Source organism: Bradyrhizobium sp. KZN70725, assembly GCF_055264925.1.
In genome coordinates this window covers 46,213-60,364 of record NZ_JBUYWT010000023.1, presented here as the reverse complement: position 1 = coordinate 60,364, position 14,152 = coordinate 46,213, and the positions used below count along the sequence as shown (strand labels likewise).

18 protein-coding genes and 1 pseudogene are annotated in these 14,152 nt (G+C 61.8%); 6 read left to right on the top strand and 13 right to left on the bottom strand.

Going from position 1 to position 14,152, the window contains the following annotated elements; genetic code table 11:
• The first annotated feature begins 223 nt into the window (after positions 1 to 223).
• On the top strand, positions 224 to 691 hold the full coding sequence (locus ACZBJS_RS22255; RefSeq protein WP_463439159.1) for a globin domain-containing protein: 468 nt from the start codon (positions 224 to 226) through the stop codon (positions 689 to 691).
• Positions 692 to 977: 286 nt separating this feature from the next.
• On the opposite strand, the gene ACZBJS_RS22250 is transcribed toward ACZBJS_RS22255, so the two are convergent.
• The 3 genes from ACZBJS_RS22250 to msrB form a co-directional block, all read right to left on the bottom strand.
• Complete coding sequence (locus ACZBJS_RS22250; RefSeq protein WP_463439158.1) at positions 978 to 1,232, bottom strand: DUF2171 domain-containing protein; 255 nt, start codon at positions 1,230 to 1,232, stop codon at positions 978 to 980.
• Positions 1,233 to 1,531: 299 nt separating this feature from the next.
• A complete protein-coding gene (gene msrA, locus ACZBJS_RS22245; protein ID WP_463439157.1) occupies positions 1,532 to 2,044 on the bottom strand; it encodes a peptide-methionine (S)-S-oxide reductase MsrA in 513 nt (170 codons plus the stop codon).
• Between the two features lie 2 nt (positions 2,045 to 2,046).
• On the bottom strand, positions 2,047 to 2,499 hold the full coding sequence (gene msrB, locus ACZBJS_RS22240; RefSeq protein WP_463439156.1) for a peptide-methionine (R)-S-oxide reductase MsrB: 453 nt from the start codon (positions 2,497 to 2,499) through the stop codon (positions 2,047 to 2,049).
• Positions 2,500 to 2,823: 324 nt separating this feature from the next.
• On the opposite strand from msrB, the gene ACZBJS_RS22235 reads away from it, so the two are divergent.
• A complete protein-coding gene (locus tag ACZBJS_RS22235) occupies positions 2,824 to 3,510 on the top strand; it encodes a redoxin domain-containing protein (RefSeq protein WP_463439155.1) in 687 nt (228 codons plus the stop codon).
• Between the two features lie 100 nt (positions 3,511 to 3,610).
• On the opposite strand, the gene ACZBJS_RS22230 is transcribed toward ACZBJS_RS22235, so the two are convergent.
• Positions 3,611 to 4,651 carry a LysR family transcriptional regulator gene (locus ACZBJS_RS22230; protein WP_463439154.1) on the bottom strand — a complete coding sequence of 347 codons (1,041 nt, stop codon included), beginning with the start codon at positions 4,649 to 4,651 and terminating at the stop codon, positions 3,611 to 3,613.
• Between the two features lie 397 nt (positions 4,652 to 5,048).
• Between ACZBJS_RS22230 and ACZBJS_RS22225 the strand changes: the two genes are divergently transcribed.
• The 3 genes and pseudogenes from ACZBJS_RS22225 to ACZBJS_RS22215 all read left to right on the top strand — a co-directional run.
• A complete protein-coding gene (locus ACZBJS_RS22225) occupies positions 5,049 to 6,053 on the top strand; it encodes a helix-turn-helix domain-containing protein (protein WP_463439153.1) in 1,005 nt (334 codons plus the stop codon).
• 200 nt (positions 6,054 to 6,253) lie between these two features.
• Entirely contained in the window at positions 6,254 to 6,799 is a 546-nt protein-coding gene (locus tag ACZBJS_RS22220) for a carboxymuconolactone decarboxylase family protein (RefSeq protein WP_463439152.1), read from the top strand.
• 116 nt (positions 6,800 to 6,915) lie between these two features.
• A pseudogene (locus ACZBJS_RS22215) lies at positions 6,916 to 7,083 on the top strand (DUF488 domain-containing protein); the annotation flags it as partial.
• 114 nt (positions 7,084 to 7,197) lie between these two features.
• On the opposite strand, the gene ACZBJS_RS22210 reads toward ACZBJS_RS22215, so the two are convergent.
• The 8 genes from ACZBJS_RS22210 to ACZBJS_RS22175 all read right to left on the bottom strand — a co-directional run bounded on the left by ACZBJS_RS22210 (position 7,198) and on the right by ACZBJS_RS22175 (position 12,766).
• Positions 7,198 to 7,722, bottom strand: coding sequence for an OsmC family protein (locus ACZBJS_RS22210; protein WP_463439151.1), 525 nt, complete (start codon positions 7,720 to 7,722; stop codon positions 7,198 to 7,200).
• A complete protein-coding gene (locus tag ACZBJS_RS22205) occupies positions 7,715 to 8,401 on the bottom strand; it encodes an antibiotic biosynthesis monooxygenase family protein (RefSeq protein WP_463439150.1) in 687 nt (228 codons plus the stop codon). The genes ACZBJS_RS22210 and ACZBJS_RS22205 overlap by 8 nt, the downstream gene beginning before the upstream one ends.
• 248 nt (positions 8,402 to 8,649) lie before the next feature.
• Positions 8,650 to 9,396 (bottom strand): ferredoxin reductase, encoded by a 747-nt coding sequence (locus ACZBJS_RS22200; protein WP_463439149.1) that lies wholly within the window; start codon positions 9,394 to 9,396, stop codon positions 8,650 to 8,652.
• A complete protein-coding gene (locus tag ACZBJS_RS22195; RefSeq protein WP_463439148.1) occupies positions 9,389 to 9,994 on the bottom strand; it encodes a sulfite oxidase-like oxidoreductase in 606 nt (201 codons plus the stop codon). The genes ACZBJS_RS22200 and ACZBJS_RS22195 overlap by 8 nt, the downstream gene beginning before the upstream one ends.
• 114 nt (positions 9,995 to 10,108) lie before the next feature.
• The gene (locus ACZBJS_RS22190; RefSeq protein WP_463439147.1) at positions 10,109 to 10,522 is read right to left on the bottom strand and encodes a cupin domain-containing protein; all 414 of its coding nucleotides are present in this window, start codon (positions 10,520 to 10,522) and stop codon (positions 10,109 to 10,111) included.
• A 138-nt stretch (positions 10,523 to 10,660) separates the two neighbouring features.
• Entirely contained in the window at positions 10,661 to 11,047 is a 387-nt protein-coding gene (locus ACZBJS_RS22185) for a DUF1003 domain-containing protein (RefSeq protein ID WP_463439146.1), read from the bottom strand.
• A gap of 320 nt (positions 11,048 to 11,367) precedes the next feature.
• Positions 11,368 to 11,649 (bottom strand): DUF427 domain-containing protein, encoded by a 282-nt coding sequence (locus ACZBJS_RS22180; protein WP_194471113.1) that lies wholly within the window; start codon positions 11,647 to 11,649, stop codon positions 11,368 to 11,370.
• Positions 11,650 to 11,881: 232 nt separating this feature from the next.
• Positions 11,882 to 12,766 carry a LysR family transcriptional regulator gene (locus tag ACZBJS_RS22175; protein ID WP_463439145.1) on the bottom strand — a complete coding sequence of 295 codons (885 nt, stop codon included), beginning with the start codon at positions 12,764 to 12,766 and terminating at the stop codon, positions 11,882 to 11,884.
• A gap of 107 nt (positions 12,767 to 12,873) precedes the next feature.
• Here ACZBJS_RS22175 and ACZBJS_RS22170 point away from each other — a divergent pair, with 107 nt between their 5' ends.
• The gene (locus tag ACZBJS_RS22170) at positions 12,874 to 13,182 is read left to right on the top strand and encodes a hypothetical protein (protein WP_463439144.1); all 309 of its coding nucleotides are present in this window, start codon (positions 12,874 to 12,876) and stop codon (positions 13,180 to 13,182) included.
• A 263-nt stretch (positions 13,183 to 13,445) separates the two neighbouring features.
• On the opposite strand, the gene ACZBJS_RS22165 is transcribed toward ACZBJS_RS22170, so the two are convergent.
• Positions 13,446 to 14,081: a response regulator transcription factor gene (locus tag ACZBJS_RS22165; RefSeq protein WP_463439143.1), complete on the bottom strand. Its 636-nt coding sequence runs from the start codon at positions 14,079 to 14,081 to the stop codon at positions 13,446 to 13,448.
• Positions 14,082 to 14,152 lie beyond the last annotated feature (71 nt).

Sequence of the window (14,152 nt, the reverse complement as noted above, 5' to 3'; positions counted from 1 at the left end):
GGTCGGCAGACTGATGACCATGCTCGCAGCTGAGACGGCGGCCGGCGTCTGACCACGATCTCCCGCTTGGCGCTGAGTGAGACGTTTCATGGCGCTAGATGAGACGACCTCGCAGCCGCTTCTATGTGAATGATACTGCGGCCCATGGAACTGGCGGGCCGAGGAGATAAACCGTTCTGCTTGGTCATGTGACGCTTGTACGCTTTGGGATGATGCATCCGCCATGCCGAGTGTAGTGTTGCGCATAGACCAGGGAGGGGCCCCGCAGGCGGAGAAAAACATCGTGAATACGGCGCAACGGGAACTTGTCCAGACCACCTTCGCCAGGCTGGCGGTGATGCCGGAGGTCGCCGGGGCGTTGTTCTACGAGCGGCTACTCGCCAAGAATCCGAGTTTCCGGCCGCTGTTCAACAACAACATGCGCATTCAGGGCATCAAGCTGATGAGCATGCTCGCTATGGTCGTCTACAATCTGCCCGAGCCGGGTCAGGTTTCGACTGTGTTGCGTGATCTCGCCGTCCGTCACGTCGAGTATGGCGTCAAGCTCGCCGACTACGACGCGATGCGGGAAGCGCTGCTCTGGACCCTCGAACAGGCACTTGGAGAAGATCTCACGCCCGCCGTCCGTGAGGCATGGACGGTCTGCTACAATGAACTCGCCGGTGAGATGAAGGCGGCGGCCTACGTCTGATTAGGGTCTCCCTGTCCCTATCGTAAATCCAATCCGCTGTCGGTTGATAGACAATCGGGCGATGCAGTACGTCGCGAAGTGTTTCGACTGTTGCCATCATGGCGCAATCCTACGGGTGGCTGGGGCAGGAACCTTGGGAGCGAGACGGCGACAGCCGGGCCGACGGTCCTCGATAATTTCATGGGGTCTCCTTTGCTGCTCGCGCGGCACGGCGCAACGGCTTCAATCGCTGTCGAGGCGGCCTTCTGCGCCTTGCGCGTGGCCAGGGTCATCGGGCTTTCCTTCGTCAGACGGGCTTTCCCGACAGCTCTTCCTCGAACGTCACGGCCACCGCCGCGTTTGCAGAGAGGCGAACCCTCTGCCCCTCAACGTCGGCGACCAGCCCGAGGTCGATGAAATGCGCGTGGCCCTTGTGCTGGCCCTCGCCGCTGTCGCGCGTCGCGAGCCGGATGCGCCCGTTTACGACACCATCGACGGCGCCGACGTGGACGCCGTCCGCGCCAATCACTTCCATGTTCTGGGTGATCTTGTCCGTGGTCATTCGGTCTCTCCTTTGGTTTCTCCGATTGCGCTGGAGCTAGGCGTTCTCCGCCAAGGGGAGCCCCGCGAATTGCCAACGCGTGTGCGCCGGGAAGAAGTTGCGGTAGCTCGCGCGGAGGTGTCCCGGCGGCGTCACGCAAGCCGCCTCGCAAACCCACTGGCCATGTCCGGCCGTCCAAACCTCGCCACCTTGTCGCGTTGTGAGCGACTTCACGGAGACGGCGAGGATCCTTGGCAAACGATTGACGATGCATACGCCGTGAGGCTGCGCGCCGCAGGCCACTGACACCACGGTCGCCGTCAGGCGGCGCTTCTCCGCGGCAACTTCCAGTGCGGACGGACGAAGTGGCAGGTGTAGCCGTTCGGGTAGCGTTCCAGGTAATCCTGGTGCTCGGGCTCCGCCTCCCAAAAATCGCCAGCGGGCGAGAGCTCGGTCACGACCTTGCCCGGCCACAGCCCTGAGGCCTCGACGTCGGCGATGGTGTCCTCGGCGACGCGGCGTTGTTCCTCGCTTGTGTAGAAAATCGCCGACCTGTAGCTTGTGCCTCGGTCGTTTCCCTGCCGGTTGGGCGTCGTCGGGTCGTGGATCTGGAAGAAGAACTCCAGCAGGTCGCGGAAGCTCGTCTGACTCGGGTCGAACGTGATCTCGATCGCTTCCGCGTGCGTGCCATGGTTGCTGTAGGTGGCGTTCTTGACGTCGCCGCCCGAGTACCCGACCCGCGTTGAGACGACACCGGGCAGGCGCCGCACCAGTTGCTGCATTCCCCAGAAGCAACCCCCTGCCAGGATCGCGCGTTCTGTAGTCGCTGCCATCGTCAGGCCTCCTGCTTTGCGAAGAGCTTTGCGTACTCGCCGTACCCCTCGCCCTCCAATTGGTCGCGGTGGATGAACCTCAAGGAGGCTGAGTTCATGCAGTACCTCAATCCGCCCTTGTCGCGCGGCCCATCCGGGAAAACGTGGCCGAGGTGGCTGTCGCCGTGCTTGGAGCGAACCTCCGTCCGTGCCATGCCGTGCGAGCTGTCAACGTTCTCGACGACGTTTGCGGCCTCGAGGGGCCGCGTGAAACTCGGCCATCCCGTCCCGCTGTCAAACTTGTCGAAGGATGCGAAGAGCGGCTCGCCGGAAACCACGTCGACGTAGAGGCCAGGCTCCTTGTTGTCCCAGTATTCGTTGGCGAAGGGGCGCTCGGTCCCGGCGGTCTGCGTGACGCGGTACTGCTCGGGCGTCAACTTCGAAACGGCTTCGGGGTTTTTCCTATAGATCGCCATTCGCCGTACTCCTCTTTGTTCAGCATTGAGGATAGGCACCGGGTGGTCAACCAGTCCAATCACCTCCGGCTATCGAAACGATGCCACGCGGATCGACACCCGGAGGTGTTTCAATCTGCCGGGACCGATTTATCGGCCCAGGCGACGGGTCTGAGAAATGCGGGAACAGGACTTTGAATCGGCGCTCGCCGGACTATTCCTAAAGATAATTCGTCAACGACTTCCATTCCAAAGTTGAATTTTAGTTTCCCGGAACGGACGGTCACCATGCAAGAAACATACGCGGACAGGTGCTGCGAGGGGCCCCGTTGGGGGAGAACCAGAATGGACGACGAAGTTTCGAAGGGGCGCCCGGTTAGTACGACGATCGAACCCTCCGCGGAGACCTTGAGCGGTTTTCGCACGCTGGATATCCGAACTGACCGGCTGATTTCATCATGGCTGAGAGAGGCGGGGGTTCCTGACGGCGCCCTGAAGGTGAACGAATCTGCGCCCGATTTCCTTCTCCCCGACGCAAATGGAAAGCTCGTCTTATCTTTGGAATTGCGACAAACTGCACCGTTGATCGTCACCTTCGTTTACGGGACTTGGTCCCCATTGTGCGCAGCTGGACTACGGGTTCTTCACGGGGCCACCTCCAGAATCCGCGCTGCCGGCGCCAGAGCAATTGCCATAACGCCCGATACTGGAGACTTGCCACGCAATCTCAAATGCGATCACCGACTGGATCTGGAAATCCTCTCCGACCTGGATCTTGGGGTGAGCCTTTCGTTCGGCCTGGTGTCCGTGGTGCCAGCCGAGATAAGGAGCCGTCTCTTGCAGCGCGGCCTTGATCTCTCCGCTCCCCATGGCTTCTCCTTTTGGATGTTGCCAATGCCGGCCACGTATGTCCTCGACCAACGAGGGATCATCCGTCGAGCGTGTATCGGGCCGGGCTCCATCACGGGAGCGACGACCGAAACCGTGCTTGCTGCCCTGTCCGAATTGGAGGGGCCTAAGCCTCGCCCTTAGGCTAACCGGAAACGGACAAATCAAATTCAGGAGGCTTCGCGTGGGTGACTGCAACTGCGTCGTGGGCTTGTCCCTCGGCCATCAACGACTTCGCGCCACTTTAGCAACGACGGTTGGATGCCCGCGACAAGCTCTGGCGTGAGGAGGCGGGACCGGGACCTGTGATCTGGATCGGGGAGCCTACACCTTGTGCGTCAACCTTGCGAACATTGACATTGCTTGAGGCAGGGGCAGACGCGCAGCGGAGTTTGTCCAGTGCACTCGTCCAGTCACGAACACGAGCGACCTTGATAAAGGCGTCAAGCGCGGGCGAATACTGCCTCCCCGCCACGGCCAGAAGCTGCACCTCGCGCCGGACGGGGTCGCCCTCAATTGGAATAGCGGCGAGTGACGGCAGCCTTGGAGCGTGCTCTGGCGCCAGAATGGCCCCAAAACCGGCGGACGCCATTTCGGGAAGATGGCTTTCCTGATCGCTCCTGTGCACAACCTTGGGGCCTGTCTGGTCGGCAAAACAAGCCTGTTTGAATCGGTCGGCGACGTCGCATCCGACCCTTTCGAGAAATTCCACCTCATGCAAGTCTTTGAGCGGGATAACGGTTTGCCTCGCCATCGGATGTTTCAGAGACAAGACGAGCACGTACCGCTCCTCGAACAGCCGCCAGCGATCGATACGCTCAGGTAGCTCCACGGCGTCACCGACGAGTGCGGCATTGATCTCGCCATCCAAAAGCATCGCAATGAGCCCGTTGGCATCCGACTCGCGCAGATCGACTCGCAGGTCAGGGATAATCCTGGCGACTTCCCGGAGCAATTCCGTAATGAGTGCGGCGGAGACTGACGGCACCAGCCCGATCTTGAGCGGGGCGATTGTCTTCTTTTGATAGTCTCGCGCCTGAAGCCGTACCGCCTCGGCGGCAGCAAATATTTTCTCCAGTGTGGGCAAAACCATCTTGCCCAGCTCGGTGAGCTGGGTGAGGTGACGCTCACGGTGAATCAACGCGCCACCGAGTTCTTGCTCTAACTTTTGTACTGCCTTTGTCAGCGCCGGCTGCGTCACATTGCATTGCTCCGCAGCCCGCGTAAAATTGAGTGTCCTTGCTAGAGCTAAGAAATATCGCACCTGATAAAACTGCAGCTGCATACTCATACTCGAAAGACTTGCCCTCGTTCGGACCGTTCCAGTTCGTTGCCGTAGTAGGCAGAGCCGATGGCAAAGCGGTTTGTCGCGGAGTTTCCGCGGAAACCGATATTGTGCGCCGGTATAGGCGAGACCAGTCATATGTCAGGGTTTGCGTCGGGATCGGCTCGGTCGTCTTTTCATCAAGTGCTTTTTGCTCATCAGGATCTCCCAAGGACTCAGTTCTGAGACGTCGGAATGAGGGCGGCAAGCCCACGTTCGTCAAAGAGGTTCCCAGCTTCCACCAAGGCCGCCGGTCAGGGCGCAGACGCGCACCGTCTTGGCCATAAAGCAGTACCAGGATTTGCAATTGTCCTGTCCCGAGAATAGGACATCAGCTCACCCCGAGAGTCCGAAACAAATGCCCGATCGTCCAAATCTTGTGTTGCCTCGATCCGATCTCGACGTACTGATGGCAACTTTCGATGTCGAAGTCATTGGGCTCATCGAGTGTTTGGTCAGTCCAGGTTGGCGCCTGTCATTCGAGAGCGCGGACGCGCCGGCTATCCACTACAATCTTTCCGGGACCGGACGAATGGTCGTGAGTGGTTTCTCCGCATTTCCTCTGGTACCTCACACCCTTGTCATCACACCGCCCAAGAAGCCGTTTCACATCGAGGTTGATGACCGCACAGCGGCCAAAACAGTGAATGTGGTCGAAGCTCAATGGGATTCCCGCTTCGGCGAGGGTATCCAGCGATTCGTCGCCGGGAACGTCGACCCGGCGGTGATGCTGATCTGCGGATACTTTCGCGCCACTTACGGCTCGTCGATCGACCTCTTTGCTGACCTTTCCACGCCGATTGTCGAGCGCTTCGAACCCGACGACGAACTGGGGTCAAAGTTGCAGGCTGCGTTGGCAGAAATTAGCAGCCGGCAGGTTGGAATGCAGGCGATGACCACCGCCATCCTGAAGCAGGTGCTCGTCACGCTCATCCGTCGGAGTTTGAATTCGACCAGCGTTTGGCTCGAGCGCTTTTCTATCCTGAGTGACCGTCAAATCGCCCATGCGTTCGCCGATATGGTGGCACGGCCATCGGCCGATCACTCCGTCATGGCCTTGGCGCAGAAGGCTGGCTTGAGCCGATCCGCATTCATGGCGCGGTTTGTGCGCGCAATTGGAAGTTCGCCGATGGTCGCGCTCCGGCAAATGCGGATGAAGCGCGCAGCCGATATGCTCGCCGCGAAGACATTTTCAGTTGAGCAGATCGCGCGGGCGGTCGGTTATAGGAGCCACAGCAGCTTTCTCCGTGCTTTTCGCCAAGTGCATGGATACGTCCCGACAGAATCCGAGGGTAAGGGGCGCTCCGCGCATGGCCAGCGCGGCGGGTCGGGCGCAGCTGAGGACGAAGACCGGGAGACGTGACATTGGTGCGCCGGTCGGTGCTCCGTCGATGACCTGCTGTTATCGATTGCATGATCAAGAAACATGCCCGCCGCGGCGTGACGCGCGCTAGCTTTCGAGGCACTCCAGTGGCGAACACTGGCTGAGACGGTCGGGCGTCAGTGACGGCCCGCATCATCACGAACCGAATAATCGTTCGCGGTCTACGGTAGGAGGATCAAATGCCGCGTATTGCCATTCCGAAACGTGAGGACGCCCCCGCGGAGTCCAAGCCGATCCTCGACAACGTTGACAAGATGCTGGGCTTCGTGCCCAACCTGCACCGCCTCATGTCGATCAGCCCTAACGCGCTCTCCGGCTGGGCTACCCTGATGGGATCGCTCGCGAAGACCCTGGACGTCAAGACGAGAGACGGGATCTCGCTGGCGGTGTCGGAGGCGGACGGGTGCGACTACTGCCTGGCCGCGCACAGCTTCATCGCGGGCAACCTGGCCAAAATCCCGGCGGACGAAATCGGGCTGAACAGGGAGGGCCGCTCGAGCGATCCCAAGCGCCAGGCTGCGGTCGCCTTCGCGAAAGCGCTCATCGAGACGCGCGGCAAAGTTTCCGACACCCAGTTTGCGGCGGTCAGGGATGCTGGTTGGACAGACGCCAACATCGTTGAGATGATCGCGCTGACTGCCCAGTTCCTTTTGACCAACTTCATGAACAACGCGGTGCAGACCCCGATCGATTTTCCCAAGGTCAGTCCCGCGAAGGCAGCCTGACGAGAGGTGCCTTCCTTTGGAGAGGGGAGGGCTGGTGAATCCAATGTCTCGACGGTCCCCGCGGTCTGGTGTCAAGCGCGTCTACGAGCCGCCCGAGGCCTCGGGCGGCATGAGGGGTGCTCGTCGACCGCATCTGGCCGCGCGGGCTCACGAATGAGCATGCCAGCGTTGACCTGTGGAAGGACATCGCCCCGAGCGCAGGCCTCAGGACCTGGTTTGGCCCTGACCCGAACCGTTGGCGCGAGTTTCAAAAGCGATACTTCGAGGAACTCCGCGCCAATCACGCCGCAGTCGAGCACCTGACGGATCTTGTATCAACGGGCGAAGTCAGCCGCTCTTCGGCGCGCACGACACCAGCGCAACAACGCCGAGGCGCTCGCGGGCTTTTTCGCGGCAGACTAGTCGGGGTCAATGTATGGGATCGGAAGATCGCTCAAGTCATCATCATAGCTTGCCGCCGACCCCATGCCGACGTTATCGTTCGTGCGGATGTCGGCACTGAGGCCGAGCGTCCGCCCGACGGGACACATGTTCGCAGCCTGCATCAGTTGGGCGCGCTCTTCGTCGCCAAGGTTTCCTTCGAGCCTGATGGAGCGATTGAAGGAGTCGCGGCCCCCATTGCCGCCATGGTGGTACGACACGGCTACCTCGACGTGGGAGAGCGGGATTTTCCGCCTTCGCGCCTGCAGCCGTATCGTCATCGCCGTGCACGCGGCAAGAGAAGCGCTTAGCAACTCGTAGGGGTTCGCCCCCGCTGCCGTGCCGCCCCTGCCGTCGGGACCGCCGATCGAGAACACCGATGCGCCTGTACGGCCGCTAAGGGTGCCAGCGCCGTCAAGGTCACCGGCCACCTCGGCCTGTGGGCGGGGAGCTCCATCGTGGTTTGAATTCGTCATCGTGCTTTCCGGAGCGGTGTCAGGCATGGAGGGGCTCGCCGCCCTTGGCATCTGCGTAGTACTGAGGCGCCTCGCGACGGTCGTATTTCCCGTAGTCGCGCACGATCCGCACTCTCCGGACCCTTGCCTTGTCATTCGGCCCGGAAGCGTCCTCGTAGGCCTGCGCTGCAGCGCCGTCCTTCCAAGATATGAGGAGAATCAGCTCGCCGGGCGCGAGTATGGCGTCGAAGATGTCCCAGGACGTGCAGTCGGCGGCCCACGGGTTCAGACCGAGCCACTCGGCGCAGTCGTACGGGTTGATCGTCTGCTTCCACTCCGCGGGGCGCGTCGCGTTGATCAGCGTGACCGTCGTTCCTTCCCCGACTTCGGTCTCGTCGAGCCGCTGCTCCGTGAGGGCGTACCCCGCGGGCACCTCATTGTCAGCAGTGATCTGGCCGACGCGGAGGTGGTAGTCTGCGAGAATTTCGTCGCGGCCCTTCCGCTGGACCTCGTGATGGCGCCTGTGGGTGCGCCATCGGACGAGCGATTTCTCGTCCCGCCAGTTCGAAAGCGAAAGGATCCAGCCCTCGCGGGTCAGGCTCTTGTAGCGGACGTTGTCGACGAAGCCCTCGGCCTGCTCCAGCTCGGGGCGTAGCATCTTGGCGTTGTCGAGGTAGTCATCCCAGTTCTCCTTATTGGGGAGGACCTCGAAAATCACTGAAAACATGTTCGTATCCCGCTCTTGGAGTGTGCGACGCAGTCGATTTCGATGTCGAATTGCCCAGGCCAGGCGCGCTCTTCACGGCAGAAGACCTTCAAGCTGCCATCATCGATCGTTTTGGACAGCATCCACGCGGCACCCGTTTCGTTCACTGTTGCGTCTTCTTGCATTCGGCGTGACCATAATCGCCACAGGCCGCGCGGATAATCTGGCCTTCGAAAACTATCCGCTCGCAAAGCGAGAGGAGTCGTCTCTCAAGCGCCGTAGCGTTCGGTCTTGATCGCCCTCGCTTCCAGTCCCAAGGCGAGGGCGGCGTCCGCCGCGATGTCGACGAACGCGTTCGACCCGCACACGAAGGCGCAGCCGGGAGACATAGGCAGCCGTGCCGCGACGTCAGCGACCATCCTGGCGTCGATGCGCCTGCTGAAGTCGGTGCGGCGCGTCGCGGGCTCGCGTGTCAGCGCCAAGGCGAGGGCGAAATCGGGAAGCGAGCTCTCGAGCTCGAGGAGCTCGTCCCTGAACAGCACATCGCCCCAGGTCCTGGAGGAGAGCGACAGCGCGACAGGCACCGGCTCGCCGGTGGCCTTCCGATACCGGATCATGGCCATGAGCGGCACGACGCCGGAGCCGGCGCCGATCAAGAGCACTGATTTGCTGGAAGGCCCCGGCCAGAGAAAGTGTCCGCCAAGCGGCCCGCGAAGCTCGATCATGTCGCCTACCTGGGCGACGTCGTGGAAGAACGGGGAGACCTCGCCGTCCGGGAGGCGCTCGATCGCCAGCTCGATCACCCTGGAATCGCTCGGGGCCGAGGCGATCGAGTAGCTGCGCATGGCAGTGTAGCCGTTGGGCGCGGTCAGCCGCACGTCAACGTGCTGTCCGGCCGTATGGTCGAACGTTTCGGAGAGGCGGAGAAAGAAGCTTTTGATAGTCGACGTTCTCGTTGCAATCTCGACAATCGCGCAGCTCTGCCATCGCGCGGTCGCGGCAATCGCTTCAGTCATTCGTGTATCGCTGTTCATGCCACGGATCGCCGTACATGTGGTACCCTCGCAACTCCCAGAAGCCGGCCTCGTCACGCTCCGTGAACTGAAGCCCGTTCACCCACTTCGCCGACTTCCAGAAGTAGAGATGCGGCACGAGCAGGCGCGCCGGTCCCCCGTGGTCGCGCGGCAGCGGCTGGCCTTCGTACCTGAGCGCGACCATCGCCTTCCCAGTCGTGAGGTCCGCGAGTGGCACATTGGTGGAGTATCCGTCGTAGCAATGTGCGTGCGCAAACGGAGTGGGTGCGGTAAGGCCAGCGTCGGCGAGGATGTCGTCGACGGCCACGCCCTCCCAGGCGGTGTTGAGCTTCGACCACGAGGTCACACAGTGGATGTCTCGCGTCATCCTGGTTCGAGGGAGCGCGTTGAACTCCGACCAGCTCCACGCTTTGACCGGACGAGGGCCGACCTTTAGCGTGAAAGTCCAGTCTGCGGGCTCGATCTGCGGCGTGGGGCCGGCCGTAAGCACCGGGAAATTGTTGACGAGGTGCTGCCCCGGGGGAATCCGGTCCGTTGGTTCGGATCCGGATTGGCGGCCTGTGAAACCGCGAGTGACCATGGTGGATTTCCTCCGTGCCGGCGCGTGGAATCAATCATCTGGCGCGGTCGCGAGCGGCCGGCGCCGGGCCCGCGCGCGCACGGTCACGAACGCCGCGCGCCGCGGTCGCCGCCCCTAGGGGAATGTCAGGCCGAAAGCGGCCGGATCGGGCTGCTCGCCTTTCCGGGGGACCAAGAAGCGCTCGAGCCCACCCGGCACGAAGCTGAGCAGCAGGGTTGCCTGGTCGCCGACCACCTCGATGGTATGCGGCACACCGCGGGGAAGAGCCGCGTAGGCGCCCGGTCCCACCTCGACACGGGCATCGCCGACCCGCGCGATCAGCTTCCCCTGAACCACGTAGAGCAGTTCGTCCTCGCGCGAGTGGGTGTGCAGCGGCGGTTCCTCCCCGGCCCGCACCGTCCACATGACAGTGCCATATTCGCCTCCGGACTGGCTGCTCTCCACTTTCATCTCGACGCTAGAGCCTCTGCTCGAGGTCACCGTCTCGCCGCCGTGGGGCGGCGTGAGAACCGGCTGTTGGACTGACATTTTGTAGTCTCCTATGTTGGACCTTTGTTCGACTTCGCAGTGGCGGCGAAAGGTTGCCGCTCACAACGTACCGTGAAGCATGGAATTTCGCGGGGCGAATGGGAAATGACGTTACGCCATGAAGTCGATAGCCGCGCGTTATAACGGCCGTCCGCCTTCTGAATCGGAATCGCGTGCGCGCGAGGCAGACTGCTGCTGCAGCTCGGTCAGCACCCTGACAGCCTCGGTGAGCTTCAGGACCTCCCGTTCGCGGAGTTGATCGATCTTCTCGTGCAGCAACTCTATCTCGAGCTCCGCCTTCACGTTGATGTGGTAGTCCTTCTCCGCGGCCTCGCGATCGATGTCCTGCTGCGGGTTCTGGCTCATCATGATGACTGGCGCCGCGTAGGCGGCCTGGAAGGAAAGCGCGAGATCTAGAAGAATGAACGGGTAGGGATCCCACCCCCTGATCGCGCCCACCAGTTTGGCGGTTATCCAGACGATCAGGATCGCGCTCTGGACGATGATGAAGCTCCACGATCCCAATGACGGTGGCGACCGCGTCCGCTATCCTTGGCCCGGAGTCAGGCGCGCAACCGCCCGGGGCTCATCCATGGCCTGAAGCCGAAGCGAACAGCGCGTTCGCCTGAGGTCGGCGAGCACGTCGTGCTCGGTCTGTTCCATGCTGTCCTAGTCTTCCGCCTTCTCTTCCACGCTACTAGCAACCCGTCGGATCGATGGCGGGGCCGACGCGGCCAGTGCTCTGCAGCATCCTGATCGCGTTGTTCAGCAGTGGAGTTTCGCGACGGTCTCCGCGATTGCACGCCCGTGGTACCATGCGCGCCGTGCCGGCGGTCGTCGTCGCACTACCTGACGTCAACCCCGTTCCAGAAAGCCACGTAGTCCCTGATGTTCGCGGCCGCCGTCGACGGCTCCGGGTAGTACCACGCGGCGTCCTCGTTGGTCTTTCCGTCGACCACCAACGAGTAGTACCTCGCCATACCCTTCCACGGACAGCGGCTCGTCCTCGAACTCCGCTGTAGGAATTCCATGCGGACACTCCCGGGCGGGAAATAGTGATTTCCCTCGACCACGATCGTTTTATCCGACTCTGCGATCGTCGTACCGTTCCAAGTCGCCGTCTTCATTCGCTGTTCCTCGCCGTGCTGTTGTCGCGATGACTCCGACGCTATCGCACGCCGCGGCCTCCGCGAAATAACGATCGGGAATGGATTGCATAGCGTTACGCTTCGCCGGCAACGCCACTGTGAGGGGCAGTGCCCGGGCGGTCGATTGGCTGGAAACGGTTGGCGGCCGGCGTGCATGTCGTGTCATGCGGACGCGCTCGCCACCTCGGGGAGCGGCGTGCAGCATGCCGTGCTAAGAGACTTCGACCGACCAATCGCGAAGTCGAGTGACCTTGACGAAAGCGTCCAGCGCCGGCGAGTAACGGCGCCCCTGCACAGCTAGCAGCCGCACCTCGCGCGAAACCGGGTCGCCTTCGAGCGGAATAGTCTTGAGCGTCGGAAGGCGCGGCATGTGCTCGGGCGCGAGTATCACGCCCAAGCCAGCCGCGGCCATGTACTGCAGGTGTAAGTCGTGACCGCTGCAGTGGCCCAGGCGGGGTGGTTCCTCGGGGAAATATGATCGTTGGATCTTCGGCGCGACGTCGCACCCGGCGCGTTCCAGCAAAATGGTCTCGCGGAGTTCGTCGAGACCGATCGAGGGACGGTTTGCGAGCCGGTGTGTCGGCGCGAGAACCGCGACGTAGCGCTCCTTGAACAGCGACCAGTTGTCGATGCGGGCTGGGATGTCCTGCACGTCCCCGACCATTGCGGCGTTGATTTCCCCCTCAAGCAATAGGTCGACGAGCTTCTCCGCCGTGCCCTCGCGCAGTTCGACGCGAAGTCCAGGGAGGAGCTTTGCGATCTCCGCGATCGGATCGAGGACGAGCGACACCGAGATTGACGGGGCGAGGCCAATCTTCAGTGGCGCAATCTCCTTGCGTTGGAACTCCTGGGCTTTGCAACGCACTGCCCGTGCCGAGGCTAATGTGTGCTTGAGCATCGGAAGGACTTCCTTTCCAAGGTCCGTGAGCTGCGTCAACTGGCGCTCGCGGTAGATCAACTGACCGCCGAGCTCCTGCTCGAGCTTCTGTACCCCCTTGGTCAGGGCGGGCTGCGTGACATTGCACTGCTCGGCTGCGCGGGTGAAATTGAGTGTGGACGCGACTGCGAGGAAGTAGCGAACTTGATGAAGCTCCATGGGTTGTTCTCCGTCAAGTTGCCGCGGACTATACTGGCGAGCCTTGCGTCGCCCCCTCCGGACTCGGGCGCTTGTGGTGGTTCACTAGGAGAGGGAAGGCGACTTCGGTGACTGGCAACGGCCGGCTGGTCTTCAACGAGGTCGGCTTGGCGGCTGCCGTCGCTAGGCTTGGGCGGCACTCGACGACCGTGCGCGCCGCCGCGAGGAAGGAGCTCTCGGAGGATTTGGTCATGCGCGTCCTCGCTGACTGGGATATGGGCGAGGTCGAGCTGCAAACGGTCTTTCTGGCGCGCAAAGCTGCGAAGCCATCCGCGCTTGCATTCGTCGACTTGCTTGCTTCAAGTACCGTCATGATCGTTCCTTTTGGGTCTGCGCTCCGAGTCCCCTCGGGACCAGCGGGCATGGCGCTTTATTGACCCGCGTGCGCCGCCGTAGCAGTAAAGGCGCATTTAGATGGCTTGGAGCGCTGCGGTCGATTGCGCGGCAGGTACTGTGAGGTTCGCTTGTGGCTGCCTGTGCTAAGCGATCGCTTAGAAGCGGGTGCGAAATCCTCGGGCCCCGAATCGGTTAGCCGGATGGACAATTGGGGGAGGGGAGCGGGGCAGCAAAATGCGGTAGACGCAAGTTGCGCGTATGGATAGTGCCCTCGCACGAAAACGGTGAGACATGCCTTTCCGGCTCAGGGGTCTTGCGGCTGCTGTAGTCTTATATCGAGAAGGTCCGCCATCCGGCTGAGCTCGGGAAGCGAACGTGCCTTCATCTTCCGCATCAGGTTCACGCGATGCACCTTCACCGTTGATTCGGAGATGCCGATAGCGTGGGCAATCTGCTTGTTTAGACGACCGGCCACGACGCCGAGCATGACTTCACGCTCGCGTGAGCTGAGCATGTCGAAACGCTCCTTGAGCACAGCCAATGCGCTATCACTCTCGCGACGGGCACGATCGAGAGCGAGGCCGGCCTGGATGGCGTCAAGCAGATCCTGATCACGGAATGGCTTTGTAAGGAACTCTATCGCACCGCCCTTCATCGCTTGCACGGTCATCGGCACGTCGGCGTGCGCTGTGATGAAGATGATCGGCACTTGCCTGTTTGCGGCGACAAGGTCGCGCTGAAGCTCAAGACCACTTCGCCCCGGCATTCTCACGTCGAGCACCAGGCAAGTAGGACCGTCCGGCGGATCGGCCTTGAGAAAATCAGGAACAGACGAAAATTGTAGGGCAGGTAGACCGACTGTCCGCAACAGCCGCACGACCGAGTCGCGAAACTCGGGGTCGTCATCGATAACCAAGACACTGGGATTTGCCTCACCCATTCTCGGTATCCTGCGTGGGGAAGCGCATTTTGCTATTCCCGCGTCATTCTACGCACACTCAGCCAAGATGA

What these genes read in the sequence shown, in the direction of transcription:
- ACZBJS_RS22255 (WP_463439159.1), top strand. Translation starts at nt 224, where the DNA reads ATGCCGAGTGTAGTGTTGCGCATAGACCAGGGAGGGGCCCCGCAGGCG.
- ACZBJS_RS22175 (WP_463439145.1), bottom strand. Translation starts at nt 12,766, where the DNA reads ATGGAGCTTCATCAAGTTCGCTACTTCCTCGCAGTCGCGTCCACACTC.
- ACZBJS_RS22225 (WP_463439153.1), top strand. Translation starts at nt 5,049, where the DNA reads ATGCCCGATCGTCCAAATCTTGTGTTGCCTCGATCCGATCTCGACGTA.
- ACZBJS_RS22200 (WP_463439149.1), bottom strand. Translation starts at nt 9,396, where the DNA reads ATGACTGAAGCGATTGCCGCGACCGCGCGATGGCAGAGCTGCGCGATT.
- ACZBJS_RS22235 (WP_463439155.1), top strand. Translation starts at nt 2,824, where the DNA reads ATGGACGACGAAGTTTCGAAGGGGCGCCCGGTTAGTACGACGATCGAA.
- ACZBJS_RS22205 (WP_463439150.1), bottom strand. Translation starts at nt 8,401, where the DNA reads ATGTTTTCAGTGATTTTCGAGGTCCTCCCCAATAAGGAGAACTGGGAT.
- ACZBJS_RS22165 (WP_463439143.1), bottom strand. Translation starts at nt 14,081, where the DNA reads ATGGGTGAGGCAAATCCCAGTGTCTTGGTTATCGATGACGACCCCGAG.
- ACZBJS_RS22180 (WP_194471113.1), bottom strand. Translation starts at nt 11,649, where the DNA reads ATGAAGACGGCGACTTGGAACGGTACGACGATCGCAGAGTCGGATAAA.
- ACZBJS_RS22210 (WP_463439151.1), bottom strand. Translation starts at nt 7,722, where the DNA reads ATGCCTGACACCGCTCCGGAAAGCACGATGACGAATTCAAACCACGAT.
- ACZBJS_RS22220 (WP_463439152.1), top strand. Translation starts at nt 6,254, where the DNA reads ATGCCGCGTATTGCCATTCCGAAACGTGAGGACGCCCCCGCGGAGTCC.
- ACZBJS_RS22195 (WP_463439148.1), bottom strand. Translation starts at nt 9,994, where the DNA reads ATGGTCACTCGCGGTTTCACAGGCCGCCAATCCGGATCCGAACCAACG.
- ACZBJS_RS22250 (WP_463439158.1), bottom strand. Translation starts at nt 1,232, where the DNA reads ATGACCACGGACAAGATCACCCAGAACATGGAAGTGATTGGCGCGGAC.
- ACZBJS_RS22230 (WP_463439154.1), bottom strand. Translation starts at nt 4,651, where the DNA reads ATGCAGCTGCAGTTTTATCAGGTGCGATATTTCTTAGCTCTAGCAAGG.
- ACZBJS_RS22190 (WP_463439147.1), bottom strand. Translation starts at nt 10,522, where the DNA reads ATGTCAGTCCAACAGCCGGTTCTCACGCCGCCCCACGGCGGCGAGACG.
- msrA (WP_463439157.1), bottom strand. Translation starts at nt 2,044, where the DNA reads ATGGCAGCGACTACAGAACGCGCGATCCTGGCAGGGGGTTGCTTCTGG.
- msrB (WP_463439156.1), bottom strand. Translation starts at nt 2,499, where the DNA reads ATGGCGATCTATAGGAAAAACCCCGAAGCCGTTTCGAAGTTGACGCCC.